This window comes from Streptomyces sp. G7(2002), assembly GCF_028870195.1.
Taxonomy (GTDB): domain Bacteria; phylum Actinomycetota; class Actinomycetes; order Streptomycetales; family Streptomycetaceae; genus Streptomyces; species Streptomyces nigrescens.
On record NZ_CP102609.1, the window covers coordinates 1,405,094 to 1,426,830 of the forward strand.

The following is a 21,737-nucleotide window of genomic DNA, read 5'->3' on the forward strand; positions in this document are numbered from 1 at the left end:
CGTGCTTCCTCCCCCGCGTGCCGTCGCACGGCAGGGGAAGGGGCACCCAAGGGCCGGCCCGGCATCCGGGCCTGGTGCTGAGGACCCCGGCCGGCCTTGGGGCGCCTAGAACCCCCTACCCCTTGACGGCGTCGTAGTTAAAGCTGAAATCCATGCCGCCGATGTGACCGCTGAAGATGGTGCGACCGCCGGCGAACCAGTCCAGTTCCTTGGGGCTGAGACGCAAGCCGGGGCTGCCGACGCCGGCGATACCATAGTGGATTCCCCCAACCGTAAACTCCGTGATGAGGAATGGGTCTCCGGAGCCGTCCTCCGCGAAAGATCGGCTCTTGGTGGCCGGGTTCCCCTTGGTGACGGAGAGGTCTTCCTTGTCGATGGTGACCCCGAATTCCTCGACGGTCTTTCCGTCCAATTCCATGCTCTTGATTTGGAGGGTGACCAGGCCACCGTCTCCCCAGGTGACTGCGTCGTAGGTGGTGGTCTCGCTCATCTTGGCCGGGACGCCGTCGAGGGTCTGCAGGGTGTAGCCGATCCGCACGTAGGACTTGTACTTCTGGGGGGTGGCGAAAGAGTCCGAGAGTGTGCCCTTGGTGAGCAGTTCCTTGACCTGCTCACCGGTGATGCCCTTGCTGATGATGCTGACCTCGGACTTGGAGATGATCTCCTGGTAGTGGGCCTTCACGTGAGCGTCGACGTCGGCGAAACCGCTGTAGCTGGCCTTGAGGGCGGCGTTGATCTCGGTCTCGGACGAGATGGAAGTGAAGGTGAAGACGATCATGCGGCCGTAGATGACGCTATTGACCAGCAGCGGTGGGTTTTCCGGCCCCATGTACCCGCCGCCGACCAGCTTGTTGAGCTTCTCCTCGGTGAAGTCGTCCTTGAACAGAGCCGCCGGGGTGGACACGTCGCAGAACGCGGTGAACCCCCTCTCGCGCAGGTAGACCAGGACAGTGTTCTTGGTCTCCTTCCGCTTGCCTGAGATGTCCAGAGAGGCAGCGAACCCGCCGTACTTGGCGGAGATTCCCAGTTCCAGAGCGACCTCCGCACTGTCGTACGCCTCCACCCGGCGGAAAACGACGTCCGAGGATCCCGGGGCATCGTCACCGATCACCTTGCCGATCGCCGCTGTCACGTTGGACGCGGACGGCGGGGACGCCGTCTCCTTCCTGCCAGTGAGCCTGTCCACCGTGATGCCCAGGTCCGCACGGTCGCTGTCCTCGATGCCCGCCGGGATCAGGTAGCCGTTCTCGATGGCCGGCTTGGCCTGCACGATCGCCCCGGGGAAGCACATGGACACGTTCGGATCGAACGTGATCGCCTCGTCGGGGTTCTTCGTCAGGGTGTAGGTCTGCTTGGTGCGCTTGACACCCTGGACATGGGTGACCTGTTCGGGGCCCACCTTGCTCTTGGCGTCCGCCTGGTACGGGCTCAGCTCCCGCCACTTCTTCCACCTGGCCAGGGCTGCCGCCATATCCGCCTTGTCCTGAGGGTTTCCTACGCCCACCGGCGCCACGGCTGCCGGCCACGGGCCGTCTCCGGCGAAAGCAGCGATCACGTACTGGTGCGCCCGCAACTCGGACAGATCCGGCAGTTCAACCTTTTCCAGAGTGGCGGCCTGCACCACCGGCACGGGGCCGCCCCTCAACGCCTCCCGCTTTGCCTCGGGCGCGCCCGGCACGCGGTAGACCTCGAAGCGCGCAGCATCCGGCACGTCCCACTCCACCCGGACCCTGCCGTCACCACCCTGCACCGCCCACGCCACAGCCACCCCCTGCGCTCCGCTTGCTTGCGCCATCGGTTACCTGCCCTTCCGTCATCCGGGTTCCGACGTCCCGTCGTTGCCGGGACCGTCGCATCCTGCCCGGCTCCAGCGGACCTATTACCCGCGTGATCGCGCTCCGTGTATTTCCAGTCACGCTCGGAGACGGATGGCTGTTCCACTGATGAAACAGTGTTCGCCCCCATTCAGAGTCTGAGCGTCCCGCAGGGCTACTCCCTTGGAGACAGGGAGGCTTGGTGTGCCGAAGGTCGGCCCCCATCGGTGTCTCCACTTCCGCCGGATGGACCACGACACCGACCGAGGCCGCCAAAGACTCGGCTTCACTACAGCGGCGATCCGCCCTCACACCGTCAAGGACGATCGGAAGAACGCGCCGAAGAGGAAGCGATACGGTCCGGTCGCTGGAGACACAGAAGTCACGACCCTGACGGCTACCAGCGAGCAATGGCCTCGCTGCGTGGAAGTTCTTGCTCATCGCCCACCACGCGATCCGGAAAATCCGCAGGTCATTCAAGGCCAATTGGCCACGGCCGCGGGGAACCTACAGTCGGCCCGGCGGGGCAGGTGGGGCGGGTTGTTGCGTTGCCCTCCACCGTTCCGCCCCCGAGACAGCGGCTGCACGGGAGGATGGGGATATGCCTGCTGACCACATGCTCGTGATGGAGCTCTTGTACGCCTCCCACGCGTCCGCACAGCGAGAGGCCCCGGCGCGCCGGGGCGATGCCCCTGCCTGCCAAGTCGTGCTCCGAGCTGCGAAGGCCGACGCGGACGACGATGGCATGGAGCGGCTCACCCTCCTGGCACTGGGCACGGCGGTCTGCGCGAGCGACCTGACCGCGGTCCTGGCCGACCACAAGAACATCACCACGCAGCAGCTGATCGACGAGCTGGTGGCCGCCCGCCGCGACAAGGGCGCCGACGACACCGCGATGCCGGACCTGTTGCTCGCCATGCGCGCGGATGACCCTGGCCATGCCGCCGAGCTGCTCGGCAACCTCATCGCAGCGGACCACGGCGCCTTCCTCGACCTCATCGTGGAACTCGGCGGCTACGCCGCCACCTGTGTGTCGCTGCTGGCGGTCCTTGAGATCAGCCCCGTTGAGGACACCCTCGCCGAGCTGGAGGAGACAGTGCAGCAGTTCTTCGCCGGCAAGCAGCCGGCCCGAGGCGGGACCGCGGGACAGCGTCGATTTGCGGCTCAAGCAGCACCCCACCGAGGCCCAGCGTTGCTCCAGGGCGGCCCAGGCACGCCGACGTCACCACGGACCTAACCTCCCCGCGTGCTGGCGCTGACCCCTGCGTCCGGTGACGGCCTATCAGCAGGCCCGACTGGCACGGCCGGGCGGCAGCAGGGCGCAGCGGCCGGCTGACCCGCTCATGCGGCCCGCCGCCCCCGGTGCGGGTGAATTCACCTGCCGTCGCCGGACTGCCCCGCGCGCAGGGCGCGTCGTTCCTCACGGCGCCGCCGGACCTGCCACTGGTGGGTGGTTCAGTACCAGGTCGCTGGTGGTGCCGACGAGGACCTCGGCCGCGGCGACGAACGACGTGGTGCCGCACAGCCGCACCTCGTTCAGCGCGACCATGAGCTCGCTGTTGATCTCCCACATCTGCGGTAGCTGGCCCAGCAGCACCTTGGCCGCCGCCCGGCCGGCCTCGCGCTGCAGGTGGGCGAACCGCCTTTCCGGCCGAGGCGGCCGTCACTGCCGCTGAGGATCAGCAAATTCGCACCCGGAGTGCACGGAGCGAGGGATGGGGCGTTGTTTGTGCGCTATCAGGTGCGTTGGGAGAGTCGCACGGGACGCGCGGCAAAGGTGTCGAGGTCCTCTCGCGCCTTCTCGCGGAAGTGTTTCGTCTTGGTGTGGTAGTCGCGGATGTTCATGCGCAGGAGTTCAGCTCTCCCTGGGACGTTTTCTTCTTCCGGGCTGAACTGCTTCTGTTCGAGAGGGATGAGCTGTCTGCTTTTCAAGAGGCAGTGAGCCAGGTTGTTGATCTCCCGGGCAAGCACGCGGAGGTCCTCGTCCCCGTTCATGTGGACGCGATCCCATGCGGCGGTGAGCTCGGTGAGCTTGCCAGGCGCCTTCTGGTACCACTCGTCGCTGAGCTCGGCACTGGTCAGATTGGCTATATAGAGGATGGCCGACGTACGCACGGTCTCCGAGGCGATGAGGTCGCCGTCCGTGGTGATGTAACCGAAGTCGTCGGTTGGAGGCTCGGCGTCACTGTGGACTTCCCCCTGGACCGCTAGCTCGGTCAAGGGGAGGAACGCTCGCGCAGCGTCGATGAAGTGGAGGTAGGCGTCCTTGCGACGTTCGTGAAGCCAGTTGTTCTGCTGACTGCGGTGGTGCTGTCGTTGGCTGTTGACGGCTGTGAAGGCTGCGGTGATGAGTGCGACCGTCGCGGTGACGATCGCAGCGATGACAGGGGGCTGCATGGTCGAATTGTTGCCGTTGGCGCCCCGGTGCACGAGCTCCAGCACGAACTTCTCGTGGGCGGCGTCCCGGCGTGCCCAGCGGCTGGGTGTCCCCTTCGTCTTCACCGGTGCCCGGCGCCAGTCAGGTCCAGCTCCTCGCTAGTACTGCAACGGTGTTTGCCGTGACGGGTGGGCAGGCGGGTCGTTGGTCTGTTCATGGGTGGGGACCTTGCTGATGTGAGGGTGTGGGCCGGTGAACTGGATGCTGTGCACGAGCGGTTCGTGCATCGGTTTTCCAGGACGGAGCCGCGGGAGTCGGCGCTTGCCTACATGCGGGGATTGATTGCTCCGCTGGAGCGGAAGAACGGCTGGACACTGGCTGAACAGGCCGGTCACGCGGCTCCGGACCGTATCCATCGGCTGCTGAACCGGATCGAGTGGGAAGCCGATGAGGTCCTGGCCGATGTGCGCGACTACGTCGTCGAGCACCTAGGCGACCCCGATGCCGTGCTCATCGTGGACGACACCGGCTTCCTGAAGAAGGGGAACCGTTCGGCGGGGGTGCAGCGGCAGTACTCCGGGACCGCGGGACGGACGGAGAACTGCCAGGTCGGCGTCTTCCTCGCCTATGCAGCCGGCGGCGGCCGGACGCTGATCGACCGCCGGTTGTATCTGCCCACCTCCTGGACGGACGACCGCGAGAGGTGCCGCAAGGCCGGCATCGACGACACGGTCGACTTCGAGACCAAGGTCGTCATGGCCAAGAAGATGGTCCGCCGCGCGATCGCGGACAAGATCCCGTTCCGGTGGGTGACCGCGGATGCCGCCTACGGCTTCAGCAAGGGCTGGCGCTATGAGCTGGAGCAGGCTGATGTCTTCCACGTCATGGCGACCACCCGGCACGACACCGTGGTCACCCGCTGGGCCCTGGACCACCCCGTCCACGACCTGTTCACGGGTCTGCCGCGGCAGAAGTGGAAACGCCGCTCGTGCGGGAGAGGCGCCCACGGAATGCGGGTGTTCGACTGGGCGCGTGTCGAAGTCCGTCCCTGGCACCGCCAGGACCGCCGGCACTGGGTTGTCGCCCGTCGCAGTGTCAGCCGGCCCGAGGAGCTCTCTTCCTACATCGCCTACTGCCCGGTCGGCACCACCCTGGACGAGTTGATCCATATCGCCGGCAGCCGGTGGGCCGTCGAGGAGTGCTTCCAGACGGCGAAGCAGGAGTGCGGTCTGGACGACTACCAAGTCCGCCGCTGTCCCGGCTGGCACCGCCACATCACCCTGGCCATGGCCGCACACGCCTGCCTGACCGTCCTGCGGGCCCGTGAACTCGATGCCGGGAAAGCAGAAACGGATCCTCCCAGCTCATCCACCTCAGCCTCGCCGAGATCAGACGTCTGATCCACCGCCTCACCGACCGCGGGCCAGTACCCGTCGACCACACCCTGCACTGGTCACACTGGCGCCGCAGACGACAATTCCGGGCCCGCATCAGTCACTACAAACGACGCGGACACAGCCCATAGAACTGCCCAACCATCAGCACAAACACCGTTGCAGTACTAGCGCCAAGGGTACGGAAGGGGTCCAACAATGGGACGTCCGTCCCGCTCCGCTGGTCTTCCCTCAAGTCCGCTCCCCTGCTGACCACGAGGCAGCAGAATCGGGTGCGTGTCCGGAAGCGGGGCCCGTCCCGGCACTCCCTTCCGGCTCGCCGGGAGCGCGGGGGCTCAGGGGTAGGGGCTCCAGCGGCCCAAGCGGGCCATCAGCTTCCGCGCCGCGTCCTCGTTCAGCCCGAGGGCGGCGGCCGCCTGTTCAACTGTCGCATCTCCTCGGGCATCGACGGAGTAACTGCTCATGCCACAGCAACCCCGAGGCTTGTCGGCTCGGTCTCAGATGAGAACGACCGGACCGGATCGCAACACAACTCCGCACTTCGGAGAATACCGCCTCTCACCGGCGGAGAAGGAAACGGGAAACAGCACCATTCGCCTTGTCCGTCCGGCCGGGGTTGCCGCACTCTTTCGTGCAGCAACCCCGTGCACCTGGATGGATGGTTTTGGAGGTTCCCGTGCCGCAGCCGTCCACCGAGTTCGGCGAAGAACTGAGGAAGCGGCGTTTGGACGCCGGACTCAGTCTCACCGCCCTGTCTGCCGCCGTGCACTACAGCAAGGCACAGCTGAGCAAGGTCGAACGAGGCATCAAGGCGCCCAGCCGCGATCTCGCCCGACTGTGCGACGCCACACTCCAGGCCGGCGGCGCACTGATCGCCCTGGTCGCCACATCCGCTTCCAGCACACCGGATGAGCCGGAACCAGGCGAATTCAATGAGGAGGAGTGGACGATGCAGCTGTCACCGGACGGCTCAGGCTGGTTCCAGCCCCTGGGCCGGCGCCAGATCGTGAGCGTCGGCGCCGCTTCGTTGATGAGATGGCGTACTGGCGATCAGGGCCCGGTTTCGCCGACCACGGGTGCTGGGATGCTGGAAGCGTCCCGCTCCCTGTTCACGCACTATCGGCGGCTCGGCCAGACCGTCGTGCCCGGCTTCCTCCTACCCGGGCTGATCGCCCAGACCCACACGCTGCGGGAGCTGTCGGCGCATGCCGACTCCCGCACCCGCCAGAAACTGCTCGCACTCGGCTCCAGGTACGCCGAATACATCGGCTGGCTGGTGCAGGAGACCGGAGACGAGCAGGCGGCACTGTGGTGGACACAGCGTGCGGTGGATCTTGCGGCTGCCGGGGGCGACCAAGCACTAGCCGGATATGCGCTGGTCCGCCGGGCGTTGGTCACGCTGTATCAGGACGACGCCGAACAGACGGTCGCTTTGGCGCAGAAGGCACAGAGCGGCACGCTCCCGCCCCGGATCCGCGGACTCGCCGCGCAGCGCGAGGCACAGGGCCACGCGCTCGCCGGTGACCGCGACGCCTGTCAGCGCGCCCTGGACCAGGCCCGGGCGCTGCTCACCGGCCAGGCAGACGATGCCGATGCGCCGGTGATCGGCAGCATGCACCTGCCCGACTCGGTCGGCATGGTCACCGGTTGGTGTCTGTTTGACCTGGGCCGCCCGCGGGAGGCGGCCGAAGAACTGAACCGGCAGCTCGCTCGAGTCTCCCCCGACGCGGTACGGACGCAGGTGCGTTACGGCGTACGTCGGGCGCTCTCCTACGCGGCGGACGGCGAGATCGACCATGCCTGCATGTTGACGGAGCCGCTGCTCGACGGGGTGACGGCCGTACGTTCCGCGACCGTCACCCTCGACCTCCGGCGTCTCGCCCGCGTCATGGCCCGTCACTCGGATCACGCTCCGGTACGCCGGCTCTCTCCGCGACTCGGCACGTTATCCCGTTTCACCACTTCCTGAGGAGGACCACGCAATGGCTGATGTGTTCATCAACTACCGGACGGGCGACGGCAATGAGACCGCCGCTCTAATCGACAACGAGCTCTCCAACCGCTTTGGGAAGGACCGCGCCTTCCGCGCCTCGAAGTCCATCCCTCCCGGCACCGTCTATCCCGATGCCCTGCTGACCAGCTTGCGCCGCAGCGCTCTGCTGCTGGTGGTGATCGGGGCCGACTGGGTCAATTTCCAGTCCAGGCTGCGCGATCCGGAGGACTGGGTACGGAAGGAGATCCTGGAGGCATTCGCCTGCGGACTGCCGGTGGTCCCTGTCCTGGCAGGCAGGACAACGGAGCGCCTGAAGAAGGACGATCTGCCGGCCGACCTGACGCGGCTGGCCGAACTGCAGTCCGTGCGGCTGGACACGCAGAACGCCGAAGCCGATCTGAAGCGCCTCGGTGACCTGGTCGCCGAGATGGTTCCCGAGCTGCATGACCTCGAGCACGCCGACGCACCGGCCCCCGAGCCCGGCTCCGTGTCCAACTCGGCCGGGGGCATCCACGGAACGGCCGTACAGAGCCGGGACTTCACTGGAGACGTCAGCGGCACCGTCATCAAGAGGCCGACCGGCCCCGTGCATTCCGGCAACGGCAATATCTATCAGAATTCCCGCCACGTGTCGAGCGGCCGTCACTACTCGGGAGACGGCATGACGAATTTCGAAGGCGACCATCACGGTGATATTCGGCACCGGTTCGGTGAGCCGGGGCGGCGCGAGGACGACGAGCGGTGAACGAAGCCTTCACGACGCGTGTCGAACAGTCTGGCGGCTCGGTGCATGCCGGCTTCGGCGACATCTACAACTACAATAACTACACCGCAAGCCCACCGAAGCAAGAGACGGCCGGCCGGAGTCCCCGCCGCATCGCGGATGACCAGCTTCGCCTGCTCAGGCAGCGGTTCGTCGATCCCGAGGGTATGGGCGAGGCCCGCCGCCTGCTGGCAGAGCGCAGCACCGTGATCCTGCACGGAGCGCCGGGCAGCGGCAGAACTGCCACAGCCCGCGTCCTCCTGTACGAACTTCACCGGGACACCGGGATCTTCCGCGAATTGCTGCCCGGCGACGAAGAGGAAACCACGCTCACGGATGCCGGGCTGGTCGGCGCCGGCGACCGGCTGCTGCTGGACCTTGCCGAGGCCGACGGCGCCCGATGGGCGAGGAACCGCAGAGATCTGCCGGCGCTCCGCAAGGCCGTTCAGGAACAGCAGGCGCACTTGGTGGTCGTCATACCGTACGGCGGCACGCTGGAATCCGACCTCCAATTCTACCGGGCCGATATCGCACCCCCTCCGGCCCAGGAGGTGTTCCGACGCCACCTACGGCTCCACCGGATACCGCACGAGGAGTATCTGCAATGCGCGCCCGCATTGGCAGATTTCCTGGCTGAGCAGCGCTCGGTCGAAGAGATCGCGGACTTCGCCGACCGTGTGCGGCGGGCCCGTACGGCGCATCCGGCCCGCGACGGTTTCGCCGGCTGGTGCGCGCAGGCCCGCGATGCGCGGAAGGCATGGCGACAAGAGGTCGCCGGTCTCGTCACCGAACGGCGCGAGGCGCCGCAGCGGGCATTGCTGATCACCACGGCCATGCTGCACGGCGCGCACCCCGACGTCATCCACCACGCCGCCGCTCTTCTGCTCCGCACCCTCAAGATCCCTGAAGACAAGGTTGTCCCACTCGAAGGCAAGGACCTGGCCGAGCGCCTGACGGAGATCTCCGCGTCGGCCGGACCGGGCGGTCACGTACGGTTCGACAAGCTGGACTTCGACGCCGCCGTCCGCGCGCACTTTTGGGACCACATGCCCGACCTCAGACGTCTCCTCAGCGTCTGGACCGCACGCAGTACAGAGCTGGAGGATCCACATCTCACTCCAGGCCTCCGTAAAGACCTGGTGGAACGGCTCGCCGATCAGTACCTGCGTGCCGGGCAGTGGAAGGAGCTGGCGGCCCTGGCCGACGAGTGGAGCGCCAACACCACGACGATGCCCCGGTCAGCGGCGGCTATCCACGCACTCACCCATGGGCTCGAGAACAAGCAGTACGGCGGGAGTTTCCGGCAGCTGATCTACACGTGGTGCAGGGACAAGCAACTGATAGGAAATCTCGCATACGTTCTGCTCCGTGTCTGCACCGACGTGATCGCGCCGACCCATCCCGACCAGGCAATGGTCCGGCTGCGCCACCTCGCCCGCCGTGAGAGCGGCGCCACGCCCGCGCTGGACGCCCTGTGCGATTTGGTGGCGACGAGCAGCAGGCTCAGGCGCCGCATGCTCGACCGCCTCACGCGGCATTCGTCGGCCCCGGCCGACGACGCCCGGATCTTCCTGCGGATCTGCGACCCGGTGCCGCTGACGGACCCCGGAGGCGCGCCCCGCGCACTGGTGGACGAGGAGTACGTACAGAGCTGTGTGACCATCGGCTGGCGGGAGGCATTCGCTGAGCTGCCGCAGTCGCTCTGGCACCCGTACGCGCGGCGCTGGCTGCACACCGCCACCGATGCCAGCGACCACCATGACCTGCTGCTCGACCTGCTGGTCACCGCCGCCGGCCGGAACGGCCAACATCTCGCAGCGCTGTACTCCGTGGCCCGTGCAGCGGAACCCACCACCTCCGGTGGCCTGGCACGCGGCGTCGCCACGACCGACCGCCTGCTCCAGAAAATCTCCGCGGCGCAGGGCCTCCGCCCGTCGGCCGCACCGTCTCGACCGGCACCACCCAGGGGGGCCACACCATGACGACCGGCTGCAAGACGACGACCGTCTTCCTCACCATCCTGTGCGCTCTGCTGCTGACGATCCTCGGCCTGGTGCAGGAGTGGCCCACATGGGCGTGGGCGGCCCTCATCGTTCTCCTGGCGGGAGTGCCCGCGGCAGCCTTCAAGATCGCCGCGACGCGGCGCGGCTCCGTACCGGTCGACTTCGAGGAGCAGCACACCGCGGCGCCCATCGAACGCAGGGAACACCGCGTCAGCCACGTGGCGCTGCCCAGCCAGTGGGACGACTACGACTTCCTGTTCTCCGCGACCGTGCGCTGGTGCCCCCTCGAAGCCGGCGGCGGCGCCCCCGTCGTCAACCCGGCAGGCCTCGCCGTCGAAACGGTGCTGGACCGCGCCCGCGCGATCACGGAACAGCGGGAGCCCGGCCGGGCCTCGCTCGTCCAGCACGAGCTGAGTGGTGCGCTCAGCAGGATGCGCCCGGACCACACCAGGCACCTCCAGGTCATGGCGGAGAATGTCACGCTCACCTTGCGCGAACACGATCAGGAACGGTTGGACAAGCTGGCTGAAGTGCGCAAGGACAAGGCGGTCTGGGAACACCAGCGGAAGTACGAGCAGAGCAAGCGTGAGTACCTGGGCGAGGACGTGCTCAAGGACACCGGCAGCGCGGTGGTCTGGTGGCTTGCGAAGAACGACGATCATGTGGAGAAGACCGTGGCGGACCTCGGTCTGCTCGCCCAGCTCACGTCGGCGGCCAACGACACCGACGTACCCGATCGACTGCGGGATTTCCTGCCCCAGCCGCAGAGCAATCGGCCCGACCTGGAAAGCGTGGACGCGCCGCCCGCTTCGTTCGAACGAGAGCCGACGACCGCTGACCACTTCGAAGCCTTCCTCTCCGGCATGGGCTTCACGGACGGAGATGACCGGCGGGCGATGCTGGCCAAGCAGATCGCCGACATCATCAAGACACAGGACCGGAACGAGACGGCCGAGGAACTGCTGAAAAGGTTCGACCCGCCTGCGGTTTACACACCGGTTAACGACGCGACCGATGAGACACCCGGACTCTGACCTCCCTGAAGGAGAAACGATGGACAGCGAACTGGCTGCTCTCGCCGCATCGGGAGCGACCACCTTGGTCTCCCTCATGGTCACCGACTCCTGGACACACGCCCGCGAGCTGGTCGGACGCTTCTTCTCCCGTATCGGTGCAGATGTTGACACGGTCGCCGATCTGGACTCCGCCCGGGCCCTGCTGCTCAGTGCCCAGGCTGCAAACGGCACGCAAACCGCTGATGACGTCACCTTCCAGTGGCGCGCCTACCTGCAACAGCTTCTACAGGCCGGCTCCGCCACCGGAGACGACCTGCGCGACTTGCTCGCATCCTTGCAGCGGCTCGCGAACACCGCGCCGGGTACACAAAGGGTCACCGTGCACAACGACATCAGTGGCGGAGCCCAGCACGGCCCCATCATCCAATCCGGCAGGATTACGGGGCTCACCTTGCACGTCCACCACCCCGCCGGCTCCACGCAGGACTGAGCTCCTGGCCCTCAGTGCCGGGGCAGACCGCCGAACTCCGATCGGCCGTCAGCATTGAGGTAGCTGACACCACGGTCCGGACCATTCACGGACCAATGCTCTGCCGACGGCAGTCACACCCGCCATTTCAGCAGGCCACCACCAACAGGAGCTCTGCACCACCAGCAGACGAAGAACCTGCTGGTGGTCTTCTTCCTGGCCTACAGCAGTCACGCAACGTGGCTCACAGCGCCGCATATGATCTCGCCCGATGGCGCCCTTCATCCCGCTATACGTGGCCTCCCTGGGGAGAATCTGGGGAGTTTGGGCGGCGCTGGGGAGCGCGTGGGGAGAAGCAACTGCGTAATGCGGCACGAACCTGAAAGGCCCTGAAAGAGCCATCTCCGCAGGTCAGAGACACACATGACCACATCACCCCAGGTCAGAGCAGCTAGGTAGACGACTTCATGATATATGTACCGAGATCGTCGGCCTCGACGATCCCCGGGAGCGATCCACCCTCACGCAAGGGCGTGACATAGCGGGTCGCGATGACTTCAGTCAGCATTTTCCCAAGCTATCCGACCCAGCGACCTTACAATTAACGATTAAATCCAGACGCCCACAAGCCGGGGAATCCGCCGCAATCGGCCCTGGAGAGAATCCGGGGAGGATTCGGACCATCCGTACGCGGCCATGCGCATTCACGTGTACGCCGACAGGTGATCCGTCACATGCCGAGTTAGCCTCAACCAGGAACTGGCATTCCAGACATTTCTCGGGATTCTGGTGGGGTGGGCTCGGCTCCTGGGTGTGTGGATGTCCGTGGCTTCGCTGCGCTCCCCGACGCTCCAGGGCATCCGCCTGCTGCGACGGAGGAGTTCGCGAATACGCCACCCCCCCCTGACAGCCGCCCCGTCGCCCTTGCTGCCGGCCGGCACGGCCACATGTGGTTCACCAAGGAGGCCGGCGCCGCCTACGCCGAACTCGACCCCGCCACCGGCCGCATCACCGAGCACCGCACCAACGTCGAGGGCGCCAAGCTGGCCGGGCTGGCCTTCGACTGCTTCGGCAACCTGTGGGTCCAGTACAACCAGCCCGGACTGATCGACCGCGTCCGCCCGGACCTGACCACCAGCCGCTACACGCTGCCCACCACCGCCCCCGTCGGCCACCGCATCATTTCCGGCCCGGACGGCTCCATATGGTTCAGCGAACTGGCCGTCGACATCGTCGGCTCCATCACCACCGGCTGTCCCACCCCCACACCAGCCTCCTGAGCCGTACGGACGACCTGGTCCGCGATAGGGATCAGGTGTCGGGCGGGCTTCCGATGCGAGCTGACAGCATGGCCACATGGATGCAGCAGACCGCGGTGAGTTCGTTGTGCGCCGGGCGCGTGAGTCGGAGGCCGACAGGCTGGCGGGGATCGACACGGTCGCGGTCGAGGGTGACGACGAACGGCGGGCGAGTATCCGAAGGTGGTGCCGGCAGGGCCTGGCGGTCGTGGCGGAGGGTGCGTCCGGCCCACTCGGCTACTGCGTGGTTGAGTACACGTTCTTCGGACATGGCTTCGTGACGATGTTGATGGTGGCGCCCCCCGCCCGCGGCAGAGGCGTTGGCCATCGGTTGCTGTCCGCCGTGGCGGCCTCGTGCACGACCCTGAAACTGTTCACCTCGACCAACGTCTCCAACCAGCCGATGCAGCGGCTGCTCCAACGAGCCGGGTGGAGCCCGGTCGGCCTGCTCCACGGCCTCGATGAGGGCGACCCCGAGCTGTTCTACCTCTGCGGGCGGCAGACCGGGACGATGCACCCGTGACCTGCTGGAGGACCGGCGCGGGTGTAGACGAATTACCCTTGCCGGACGATCCCGTCGGCACGGCTCTTCGAGGTGGCGGAGATCGCCGGAACGCCGACCGCGCCGTCCCCGCACAAGGCCGAATCCAACGTCACCGTGCACGAGGCGCACGACGGCACACTCCTGCGGGACAGCGGGACACAGCCCATCCGGCCCGGCGGCCGGGAGTCGGGGCGATGGTGGGAGCGCTCTCCGGCTCGCGCTCCACCCACGGGGCGTACGCCTTAGCGCATCGCAATAGGAAATGCGCCAATTGGCCGTGCGGGACAGCGCATTACCGTGATTTGACCGTGACTTGACCCCCGGTCATGAGGTAATGTCCATGCAAAGAGGTGTTCGCGTGATGGTCAAGCGGACCACCTGACGTGCTGACGCAGTGGCGCGCCTGTGCTCTGGCAAACGGCCGCGATATTCGGGGGAGATGTGCTGATGGAGTGGCGGCGGATCCCCTGCTCATGCGGCCACTGGTCGGCATGGTCGCTCCCGGACCGCAGACGTTCCCGCTCCCGCCGCCATGCGGTGGCGAGATGCTCCGCGCTGTAGGCGCGGGCGTCCTTCCGTCTCGGATCACCTCTTCATTTCGCGTCGACGATGACGCGGAATCACCGGCTGCCACCTTGAGGCAGACCGGAACACGTTCCTTCCACTGATGACCTGAACACACCGCGCTCGCGAGCACGCTCGTGAGCGCAGGAGAAAGGCCACCATGAAGTCCCTGGTTGACAACGCACGATCCTTTACGACGCATGTGGCGGAGCGCGCTGAGGAATTCAGCGCCCTGGAGGCCGGGCAGAGCCCCGAGGTCCTGTTCATCACCTGCTCCGACTCGCGCGTGGTGCCGTCACTGATCACGGGCGCACGCCCAGGTGAACTGTTCGAGCTGCGGACGGCGGGCAACATCGTGCCCGAGTACAGCAGCGACCGCCCCGCCGCGGAGACGGCCACCATCGAGTACGCGGTGCGGGTACTCGGCGTCCGCGACATCGTCGTGTGCGGACACTCCCACTGCGGGGCGGTCAACGCGCTGGTCAGCGGGGGCGATCTCTCCTCCCTGCCCGCCGTACAGGGCTGGCTGGAGCACGCGGCCGCCCAGCCCGAGACGACCACGCCCCTCTCCCCCGACGTTGCGGAGGCGGTCCAGCTCCACGCGGTCGCCCAGCTGGAGCGACTGCACACTCATCCCTGCATCGCAGAACGGGTCGAGGAGGGCACGTTGAACGTGCACGCCTGGTACTACGAGGTGCACACCGGAGCAGTCAAGGCATACGGGCCGGACGAGAAGGCCTTCCTGTCGCTGTGACCCGCATCCGCCCGCCCCACGGGCCACCCAGTACCTCCACCCTTCCGCTTCCGCTGTGCGAGGAAGTCCACTGATGCTCTCCCCCCTCAAAAACCCCGCCCATCTGCGGCGTGATGTCCTGGCCTCCCTCGTCGTCTTCCTGGTCGCCCTGCCCCTGTGCGTGGGAGTGGCCGTGGCCTCCGGTGTGCCCGCCGAACTCGGCCTGATCACCGGCATAGTCGGCGGCCTGGTCGTCGGCTTCCTTCCCGGCAGCAGCCTCCAGGTCAGCGGCCCGGCCGCCGGCCTGACCGTCCTGGTCTTCGAGGCCGTCCAGGAATTCGGCCTCGGTGTTCTCGGAGCCGTCGTCCTGCTCGCCGGACTGGTTCAACTCGCCCTGGGTGCAATGAAGTTCGGGCGATTCTTCCGCGCGATCACGGTCGCGGTCGTCCAGGGCATGCTCGCCGGCATCGGGCTCGTTCTGATCTTCGGCCAGCTCTACACCATGGCCGGGGTCGAGCAGCCGCGCTCCGGGATCGACAAGATCCTGGGAGTGCCGCACCTGGTCACCGAGATCGCCACCTCAAGCCAAGCCCTGACCGCGTTCGCCATCGGGGCCGGCACCATCGCCGTCCTCGTGCTGTGGAAGAAGCTCCCGGCTCAGGCCCAGCTGCTCCCCGCACCGCTTGCCGCGGTCGCCCTGGCCACCGCGGCGACCACGGTGGCCGGCTGGTCCGTACCCCGCGTCGAGGTCCAAGGGCTCCTCTCGGCGATACAGCCGCCGGGGATGTCCGACTTCGCCTCGCTGGGCAGCCTCGCCGCCCTCGGTACGGTCCTCGCCTTCGCCCTCATCGCCTCGGCCGAAAGCCTCTTCAGCGCCGCCGCCGTCGACCGCATGCACGACGGTCCGCGAACCGACTTCGACAAGGAACTGATGGCCCAGGGCGTGGGCAACGCCATCTGCGGAGTGCTCGGCGCGCTGCCGCTGACCGCGGTCATCGTCCGTAGCTCGGCCAACGTCCAGGCCGGAGCCAAGACGAAGCTCTCCCGCATCCTGCACGGACTGTGGCTCGTGCTGTTCGCCGCCCTCCTTCCGGCCGCGATCGGCGTCATCCCGTTGGCCGCGCTCGCCGGGGTCCTGGTCCATGCCGGCTGCAAGCTCGTCCCGGTCAAGGACCTCCTGCCCCTGTGGCGCACGCACCGCGGCGAAGCGCTCGTCCTCGCCGTCACCGCGATCGCCATCATCACCACGAACATGTTCGAAGGCGTTCTCCTCGGCATCGGCCTCGCCGTGATCAAAAGCGCCTGGGAAACGTCCCACATCCAGCTCGACACCCACGAAACAACCGACGGCCGGCTCCTCGTCACCCTCACCGGATCCGCCACCTTCCTCCGCCTGCCCCGCATGCTCGAAACCCTCGAAGCACTCCCGCACGACAAGCCCGTCGAACTCGACCTCTCCGAACTCCGCCACCTCGACCACGCCTGCCGCATCACACTGGAGAACTGGGCACTACAGCGGGGAACCACCATCGGGGAACTCGCAAAAGTCTGACCAGCCATTCATTCCGCACGCGACCTGAGGACGACTCAGCCTCCCAAGGGACGCGTAAAGCTCACTGCTGCCTGTGCCCCTCGCCCGACGCCGGGCGAGGGGCACAGGCCCTTGCGCTTCATGCGGGCTGGGCCGCGCCCGCCACCAATGCTGCGGTCACCGGGTGGGCCGGGGAGGTGAAGATCTGCGGAGTGGGGCCGGATTCGACGGCTCGGCCCGCGGAGAGGACGAGGAGGGAGTCGGTTCTGCTTGCCATGAGGCGGAGGTCGTGGCTGATGAGGACCAGGACGAGGCCGCGGCGGTCGCGCAGGTCATCCAGCAGGTCCATGATCGAGGAGGCCGTAACGGCATCGAGGGCGGAGGTGACTTCGTCGCAGACCAGCACGTCGGGGTCCGCCGCGAGCGCGCGGGCGATGGAGACGCGCTGGCGCTGGCCGCCGGAGAGTTCGTGGGGGTAGCGGTCGGCGAAGCGGGCGGGGAGGCCGACCTGTTCGAGGAGTTCCAGGACGCGGGTCGGGGCCTGGTCGGGGGTGGCGCGCCGGTGCAGACGCAGCGGACGGCCGAGGGTCGCGCCGACCGTGCGGCTCGGGTTGAGGGTGCCCAGCGGGTCCTGGGGCACGAGTTGGAGGCGTCGGCGCTGTTCGCGGGTGCGGCCCTGGGCGGTGGGGGCGAGACGTACTCCGTCGAGGGTGACGGCACCGCTGGTGGGACGGTGGAGTCCGACGACGGCGCGGACCAGGGTCGTCTTGCCCGAACCGGAGGCTCCGACGATGCCCGTACTGGAGCCGGCGGGCACGGCGAGGCCGATGTCGTGAAGGACGGGGGTGCGGCGGCCGCGTCGTCCGAAGGCCGCGTACAGACCGGAGACGGTGAGCGTGTGTGCGCCGGTGGGGAGCGGCCGGTCGGTGGTGTGTGGCAGGGGTGGCGGTGCGGGCGCGCCGCGGGAGAGGTCCACGACGTCGTCGGCCAGCCGGGAGACCAGGTCCGCGTCGTGGCAGGACAGTGCGATGGCGAGCTGGTGACGGTCCGCGAGGTGGCGCAGGAGTTCGGCGATCTCGTGGCGCAGCTCCGGGTCGAGACCGGCGGTCGGCTCGTCGAGGAGCAGTGCGGCGGGACGGCGGGCCAGTGCCCTGGCGAGGGCGACGCGGCGCTGCTGGCCACCGGAGAGCGCTCCTGGGCGGCGCCCCAAGAGACCTCCCTCAGTGGGGAGTTGGACCTCGGCGATCAGGTCGCGCAGTGCCTGAGGGCTGCGGTCCGCGGCGACTTCGGTGAGGAGGCGGCGGACCGTCATCCGGGGATTGAGACCTGAGCCCGGGTCCTGGCCGACGTAGGCGAGACGGTGGCGGCGCAGGGTGCGCAGTGCGGTGGCGTCCAGCGCCGGCACGTCCCGGCCGAGGACTTCGATGCGGCCGGCCGTGAGCCGGGTCCCGGGCGGCAGGACGCCGGCCACGGCGCGCAACAGGGTGGTCTTGCCGCAGCCGGAGGGGCCGGTGAGAGCGGTGATACGGCCGGGGCGGACCTCCAGGCTGCCGCCGTCCAGGAGCAGACGGCCGTCCGGGGCGGCGATCGTGAGGTCCGTGACGGTCACCGCCGGTTCGGCGGACGGTGCAGGGTCCTCGGGGTACCGGCCTGGCATGTGGTTCACAGTGCGGTCACCGCCTTCCGGCCGGTCTGCGGGACGAGTGCCGAAACGGCGAGGTTGACGCTCATGGCGAGGAGGCCGATGGCGAGGCTGGGGGCCAGTACGCCCCAGGGGTTGAGGACGATGCCGCCGGCGTTCTCCCGGATCATCAATGCCCAGTCGGCGGCGGGCGGTTGGGGGCCCACCTGGAGGAAGCCGGCGGTGGCGACGACGTAGACGGCGGCGACGAACCGCAGCCCGAAGAGGGCGAGCAGGGTGGCCCTCAGATTGGGCAGGACCTCCCGTACGACGAGGTGCCACAGTCGCTCTCCGCCGACCGCCGCCGCCTCGATGTAGCCGGAGGCCGCGACGGGCGCCGCCGCCCCCGCGGCGAGGCGCACCGCGTAGGGCACCCCCATGACGACGGCGGCGGCGATCACCGCGAAGCGTCCGCCGCCCGGCCATGACAGGGTGAGGAGGAGGATGCCCAGTACGGCGGGCAGCAGCATCAGCACGTCCGCGGAGCGTTCGACGATCCGGCCGACGGCCGGGCGCAGGGCGCCGAGCGCGCCGAGCAGGGCCGCCACCACGGTGACGAGCAGAGCGACCAGCAGCGATGTGACGATGAGTTCGCGGCCCCCGGCGAGGAGACGGGTGAGCACATCGCGGCCGAGATGGTCGCCACCGAGCGGGGCGCCACCGCCCGGCCCGGCGTACGGAGCGGTGAGGGGGACGTCGATGGCGTGCGGGTGGAGCCATGGCCCGGTGACGGCGGCCGTGATGAGCACGAGCGCGGGAAGGATGCGGAGTACGAAGCCGCGCGAGCGGCGCCGGCGGACGGGCTGTTCGAGGGCGGTCGGGTGCGGGGCGGTCATATGCGGCCTCCGGATGCCCAGGCACGTGTGAGGTCGGCGAACAGGAGTACTCCGGTGATGACGGCTCCGGTGACGGCGACGACGCCCGCGACGACCGGGCTGTCCCGGTCGGCGACGGCTCCGGCCAGAACCCCGCCGATTCCGGGGTAGTTGAAGATCGTCTCCACCACGACGGCGCCGCCCAGCAGCATGCCGGTCGAGGTGGCGAGGCCCGCCGCGATGGTGGGCAGCGCGCCGGGAAGCAGGTGGTGGGTGAAGATCCGGTGGCGCGGCAGCCCGTCGATCAGCGCGGTCTCCATGTGCGGGGCCTTGGCCTCGTCGGCGAGGGCCGCGCGCACGATGCGGGTGTTCCAGCCGATCTGCGGGACGGACAGCGCCGTGACGGGCAGCACGAGCATCGGCCAGGACGCGGGTGCGCCGTCGGCGCCGGTGAGGGTGACGGCGGGCAGCCAGTCGGCCCACAGGGCGAAGACCAGGACGAGGGCGACCGCGACCACGAATTCGGGCAGCGCGAGGATGCCGGTGGCGGTGGCCGATACGGCCCGGTCGGTGAGGCGGCCGGGCTTGAGCGCCGCCAGGCAGCCGAGTCCGAGCGAGACCACGAGGGTCACCAGCAGGGCGAGTCCGCCCAGAAGCAAGGTGTTGGGGAAGGGACGGGCGAGAAGACCGGCGACCGCCTCCCCGTGGGCGGAGGTGCCGAGGTCGCCGGTGGGCAGGCCGGTCATCCAGTCGGCGAAGCGGGTCAGGACCGGGCGGTCGAGGCCGAGGAGGTGACGCCGGTGCCCGAGGTCGGCGGGGCTCTCACCGCGCTCCGCGGTGGCGGTGGCGGCGTCGCCCGGCAGCAGTTCGATGGCGGCGAAGACGGCGGCGAGCAGCGCGGCGAGCAGCAGCATCCGGCGGGCCAGCAGGGCGAACAGACCGCCCGTGCGCAGGACCGCGGACAGCACGGGCCGGACCGGACGGACGGCCGTCGGCCCTCCGTCCACTCCGGTCGCCGGCTCCCGCACCGTACCGCTCAGCGGGCCAGCCATGCCCGCTCAAGCTGCACACGGCCGTAGCCGGGCAGGGTGGGCAGGCCGCGCACCGGGGCGGCGGCCAGGTCGATGCCGTCGGCCATGCCCCACAACAGGTAGCCGGATGCCTCATGCTCGATCCGCTGGAGTTCCTTGAGCGCTGTGGCGCGCTTCGCCGCGTCCCTGGCGCCGATGGCCTTGCGATACACCGCGTCGAACTCGGCGTTCTTCCAGCCGGTTTCGTTCGTGGCCGACTCGGAGAACATCGTCTTGCTCGCGAAGAAGACGAGGGAGTCGTTGGTGCCCCAGTAGGTCGTGTAGAGATCGCCCTGGAGCCAGGTCTTGTCCCAGAAGGTGGCGGACTCCTGCTTGACCACGTCGATCTTCACGCCGGCCTCGCGGACCTGGGTGGCGAACAGGGTCGCGGAATCGGTGAGCCCGGAGACGTCCTCGGTGGTCAGCAGCTTGTACGTCTTGGACGTGTCGAAGCCCGCAGCTTTCAGCAGGGACTTGGCCCTGCTGAGGTCACGGGTGCGCTGCGGTATGGAGGTGGCGTAGGCGGGGTCGCCGGTCCCGAGAATGTCGTTGGCGACGGCGCCGTAGCCGGACAGCACCTGCTTGACCATGGCCTCACGGTCCACGGCCAGCCGGAGCGCCTCCCGCACTTTGGCGTCCGCGAACGGTCCGCCGGTGGTGCGCATGACGATCGGCATCGCCATGTCGTCGGGGCGGCGGATGATCTGGACCTCCTTGCGCTGCTCGGCCGTACGCGCCGCCACCGCGCCGACGTTGGAGGCGACGTCGATCTGGCCGCCGAGCAGTGCGTTGGCCATCGCCTGCGGGGATTCGAAGATCTTGACCTCGATGGCATCGAGGAGGACCTCGCCGCCGTACCAGTCCTCGTTACGCACCAGCCGGGCGTTGCCGGAGCGGAACCAGTCCAGCTTGAACGGGCCGGAGCCGGACGCCGTCCCGGCCTCCTTGTCCTTGGTGCCCTTCTTGAGCACAAAGGTCGTCAGACGGGTGAGCTGGGGCAGTTCGGCATTGGGGTAGTCGGAGACCAGGACGACGGTGCCGGCGCCTTCGGCCCGGATGTTCTCGGCCTTGATGCCGGGCAGGCGGGAGGCACCGTTGGGGGTGGCCCGCAGCCGGCGCAGCGACCAGGCCACGTCCCCGGCGGTGACCGGGCTGCCGTCGTGGAACTTCGCGCCCTTGGCGATCGTGAAACGCCAGGTCTTCAGGTCGTCCGACGCCTGCCAGCGCGAGGCCAGCCGCGGGACGGTGTTGGTCTTGGCTCCGGGGGCGGTCAGGGTGTCGTGAACGAGGGCGACGATGAGGTAGTCGCTCTCGTTGGTCTGGGTGCCGTGCGGATCACGGGTGACAGCCGAGGCGCGGCCGAGCGCGCCGACCCGGAGCGTGCCCCCTCGCTTGGGTTTGCCGCCCGTTGCGGCGGGTTCGGTCGAGGTGCCCCCGCTGCCCGAGCACGCGGCCAGCAGTGCCGTCGCACCTAACGCTCCACCGGCCCACAGCACTTGACGCCTGTTCATGTCCACGTACGTCCTCGATCCGCTTCGGGGGCGACTGGGGGGTGCTTAGGTGTGCCTACCCTAACGACAGCCCTTGCTGCAAGAGGTCACACACCGACGAACAGATGATCGAACGACACCATCCGGGGCAGATTGTGTGCCCAACTAGGCTTTGTCGCCTT

Annotated in this window: 19 protein-coding genes and 1 pseudogene; 11 read left to right on the top strand and 9 right to left on the bottom strand. The window is 68.2% G+C overall.

Going from position 1 to position 21,737, the window contains the following annotated elements; all coding sequences use genetic code 11:
• Positions 1-115: 115 nt before the first annotated feature.
• Entirely contained in the window at positions 116-1,795 is a 1,680-nt protein-coding gene (locus tag NUT86_RS05610) for a thiol-activated cytolysin family protein (RefSeq protein WP_274733830.1), read from the bottom strand.
• Positions 1,796-2,415: 620 nt separating this feature from the next.
• Here NUT86_RS05610 and NUT86_RS05615 point away from each other — a divergent pair.
• Complete coding sequence (locus NUT86_RS05615) at positions 2,416-3,051, top strand: hypothetical protein (protein ID WP_159490882.1); 636 nt, start codon at positions 2,416-2,418, stop codon at positions 3,049-3,051.
• Positions 3,052-3,234: 183 nt separating this feature from the next.
• Here NUT86_RS05615 and NUT86_RS05620 read toward each other — a convergent pair whose 3' ends face one another.
• Positions 3,235-3,387, bottom strand: coding sequence for a hypothetical protein (locus NUT86_RS05620; RefSeq protein WP_159490880.1), 153 nt, complete (start codon positions 3,385-3,387; stop codon positions 3,235-3,237).
• Positions 3,388-3,551: 164 nt separating this feature from the next.
• Positions 3,552-4,256, bottom strand: a complete 705-nt coding sequence (locus tag NUT86_RS05625; RefSeq protein ID WP_274733833.1) for a hypothetical protein — start codon at positions 4,254-4,256, stop codon at positions 3,552-3,554.
• A 150-nt stretch (positions 4,257-4,406) separates the two neighbouring features.
• Between NUT86_RS05625 and NUT86_RS05630 the strand changes: the two genes are divergently transcribed.
• Positions 4,407-5,591, top strand: a complete 1,185-nt coding sequence (locus NUT86_RS05630) for an IS701 family transposase (protein ID WP_159490876.1) — start codon at positions 4,407-4,409, stop codon at positions 5,589-5,591.
• A 329-nt stretch (positions 5,592-5,920) separates the two neighbouring features.
• Here the strand turns inward: NUT86_RS05630 and NUT86_RS05635 are convergent, their stop codons facing one another.
• On the bottom strand, positions 5,921-6,049 hold the full coding sequence (locus NUT86_RS05635; RefSeq protein WP_268251417.1) for a hypothetical protein: 129 nt from the start codon (positions 6,047-6,049) through the stop codon (positions 5,921-5,923).
• 212 nt (positions 6,050-6,261) lie between these two features.
• Between NUT86_RS05635 and NUT86_RS05640 the strand changes: the two genes are divergently transcribed.
• The 5 genes from NUT86_RS05640 to NUT86_RS05660 are packed head-to-tail and all read left to right on the top strand — an operon-like array spanning position 6,262 to position 11,850.
• Complete coding sequence (locus tag NUT86_RS05640; protein ID WP_274740385.1) at positions 6,262-7,554, top strand: helix-turn-helix domain-containing protein; 1,293 nt, start codon at positions 6,262-6,264, stop codon at positions 7,552-7,554.
• A 13-nt stretch (positions 7,555-7,567) separates the two neighbouring features.
• The gene (locus NUT86_RS05645; protein ID WP_274733836.1) at positions 7,568-8,323 is read left to right on the top strand and encodes a TIR domain-containing protein; all 756 of its coding nucleotides are present in this window, start codon (positions 7,568-7,570) and stop codon (positions 8,321-8,323) included.
• Positions 8,320-10,323: a hypothetical protein gene (locus NUT86_RS05650; protein WP_159490872.1), complete on the top strand. Its 2,004-nt coding sequence runs from the start codon at positions 8,320-8,322 to the stop codon at positions 10,321-10,323. Before NUT86_RS05645 ends, NUT86_RS05650 begins: the two co-directional genes overlap by 4 nt.
• On the top strand, positions 10,320-11,378 hold the full coding sequence (locus tag NUT86_RS05655) for a hypothetical protein (protein WP_274733839.1): 1,059 nt from the start codon (positions 10,320-10,322) through the stop codon (positions 11,376-11,378). Before NUT86_RS05650 ends, NUT86_RS05655 begins: the two co-directional genes overlap by 4 nt.
• Positions 11,379-11,397: 19 nt before the next feature.
• A complete protein-coding gene (locus tag NUT86_RS05660; protein ID WP_274733840.1) occupies positions 11,398-11,850 on the top strand; it encodes a hypothetical protein in 453 nt (150 codons plus the stop codon).
• 442 nt (positions 11,851-12,292) lie between these two features.
• On the opposite strand, the pseudogene NUT86_RS40590 reads toward NUT86_RS05660, so the two are convergent.
• Positions 12,293-12,397 (bottom strand): annotated as a pseudogene (locus NUT86_RS40590) (HipA family kinase); the annotation flags it as partial.
• A 247-nt stretch (positions 12,398-12,644) separates the two neighbouring features.
• Here NUT86_RS40590 and NUT86_RS05665 point away from each other — a divergent pair.
• The 4 genes from NUT86_RS05665 to NUT86_RS05680 all read left to right on the top strand — a co-directional run bounded on the left by NUT86_RS05665 (position 12,645) and on the right by NUT86_RS05680 (position 16,520).
• Complete coding sequence (locus NUT86_RS05665) at positions 12,645-13,109, top strand: virginiamycin B lyase family protein (RefSeq protein ID WP_446750751.1); 465 nt, start codon at positions 12,645-12,647, stop codon at positions 13,107-13,109.
• Between the two features lie 76 nt (positions 13,110-13,185).
• Positions 13,186-13,650: a GNAT family N-acetyltransferase gene (locus NUT86_RS05670; protein WP_159490866.1), complete on the top strand. Its 465-nt coding sequence runs from the start codon at positions 13,186-13,188 to the stop codon at positions 13,648-13,650.
• 745 nt (positions 13,651-14,395) lie between these two features.
• A complete protein-coding gene (locus NUT86_RS05675) occupies positions 14,396-14,989 on the top strand; it encodes a carbonic anhydrase (RefSeq protein WP_018091647.1) in 594 nt (197 codons plus the stop codon).
• 73 nt (positions 14,990-15,062) lie between these two features.
• The gene (locus NUT86_RS05680; RefSeq protein WP_159490864.1) at positions 15,063-16,520 is read left to right on the top strand and encodes a SulP family inorganic anion transporter; all 1,458 of its coding nucleotides are present in this window, start codon (positions 15,063-15,065) and stop codon (positions 16,518-16,520) included.
• A gap of 118 nt (positions 16,521-16,638) precedes the next feature.
• Here NUT86_RS05680 and NUT86_RS05685 read toward each other — a convergent pair whose 3' ends face one another.
• Genes NUT86_RS05685 through NUT86_RS05700 form a run of 4 tightly spaced genes read right to left on the bottom strand, consistent with a single transcriptional unit; the run spans position 16,639 to position 21,576 of the window.
• Positions 16,639-18,165, bottom strand: a complete 1,527-nt coding sequence (locus NUT86_RS05685; RefSeq protein WP_274733845.1) for an ABC transporter ATP-binding protein — start codon at positions 18,163-18,165, stop codon at positions 16,639-16,641.
• Positions 18,162-19,016 carry an ABC transporter permease subunit gene (locus NUT86_RS05690; protein ID WP_274733847.1) on the bottom strand — a complete coding sequence of 285 codons (855 nt, stop codon included), beginning with the start codon at positions 19,014-19,016 and terminating at the stop codon, positions 18,162-18,164. Before NUT86_RS05690 ends, NUT86_RS05685 begins: the two co-directional genes overlap by 4 nt.
• Positions 19,013-20,047 carry an ABC transporter permease gene (locus NUT86_RS05695; RefSeq protein ID WP_274733849.1) on the bottom strand — a complete coding sequence of 345 codons (1,035 nt, stop codon included), beginning with the start codon at positions 20,045-20,047 and terminating at the stop codon, positions 19,013-19,015. The genes NUT86_RS05690 and NUT86_RS05695 overlap by 4 nt, the downstream gene beginning before the upstream one ends.
• A complete protein-coding gene (locus NUT86_RS05700) occupies positions 20,032-21,576 on the bottom strand; it encodes an ABC transporter substrate-binding protein (RefSeq protein WP_274733850.1) in 1,545 nt (514 codons plus the stop codon). Before NUT86_RS05700 ends, NUT86_RS05695 begins: the two co-directional genes overlap by 16 nt.
• Positions 21,577-21,737 lie beyond the last annotated feature (161 nt).

Coding starts and splice junctions, on each gene's coding strand:
- NUT86_RS05695 (WP_274733849.1), bottom strand. CDS start 20,047: ATGGCTGGCCCGCTGAGCGGTACGGTGCGGGAGCCGGCGACCGGAGTG.
- NUT86_RS05660 (WP_274733840.1), top strand. CDS start 11,398: ATGGACAGCGAACTGGCTGCTCTCGCCGCATCGGGAGCGACCACCTTG.
- NUT86_RS05700 (WP_274733850.1), bottom strand. CDS start 21,576: ATGAACAGGCGTCAAGTGCTGTGGGCCGGTGGAGCGTTAGGTGCGACG.
- NUT86_RS05615 (WP_159490882.1), top strand. CDS start 2,416: ATGCCTGCTGACCACATGCTCGTGATGGAGCTCTTGTACGCCTCCCAC.
- NUT86_RS05680 (WP_159490864.1), top strand. CDS start 15,063: ATGCTCTCCCCCCTCAAAAACCCCGCCCATCTGCGGCGTGATGTCCTG.
- NUT86_RS05670 (WP_159490866.1), top strand. CDS start 13,186: ATGGATGCAGCAGACCGCGGTGAGTTCGTTGTGCGCCGGGCGCGTGAG.
- NUT86_RS05655 (WP_274733839.1), top strand. CDS start 10,320: ATGACGACCGGCTGCAAGACGACGACCGTCTTCCTCACCATCCTGTGC.
- NUT86_RS05690 (WP_274733847.1), bottom strand. CDS start 19,016: ATGACCGCCCCGCACCCGACCGCCCTCGAACAGCCCGTCCGCCGGCGC.
- NUT86_RS05645 (WP_274733836.1), top strand. CDS start 7,568: ATGGCTGATGTGTTCATCAACTACCGGACGGGCGACGGCAATGAGACC.
- NUT86_RS05675 (WP_018091647.1), top strand. CDS start 14,396: ATGAAGTCCCTGGTTGACAACGCACGATCCTTTACGACGCATGTGGCG.
- NUT86_RS05635 (WP_268251417.1), bottom strand. CDS start 6,049: ATGAGCAGTTACTCCGTCGATGCCCGAGGAGATGCGACAGTTGAACAG.
- NUT86_RS05620 (WP_159490880.1), bottom strand. CDS start 3,387: ATGTGGGAGATCAACAGCGAGCTCATGGTCGCGCTGAACGAGGTGCGG.
- NUT86_RS05610 (WP_274733830.1), bottom strand. CDS start 1,795: ATGGCGCAAGCAAGCGGAGCGCAGGGGGTGGCTGTGGCGTGGGCGGTG.
- NUT86_RS05630 (WP_159490876.1), top strand. CDS start 4,407: ATGGGTGGGGACCTTGCTGATGTGAGGGTGTGGGCCGGTGAACTGGAT.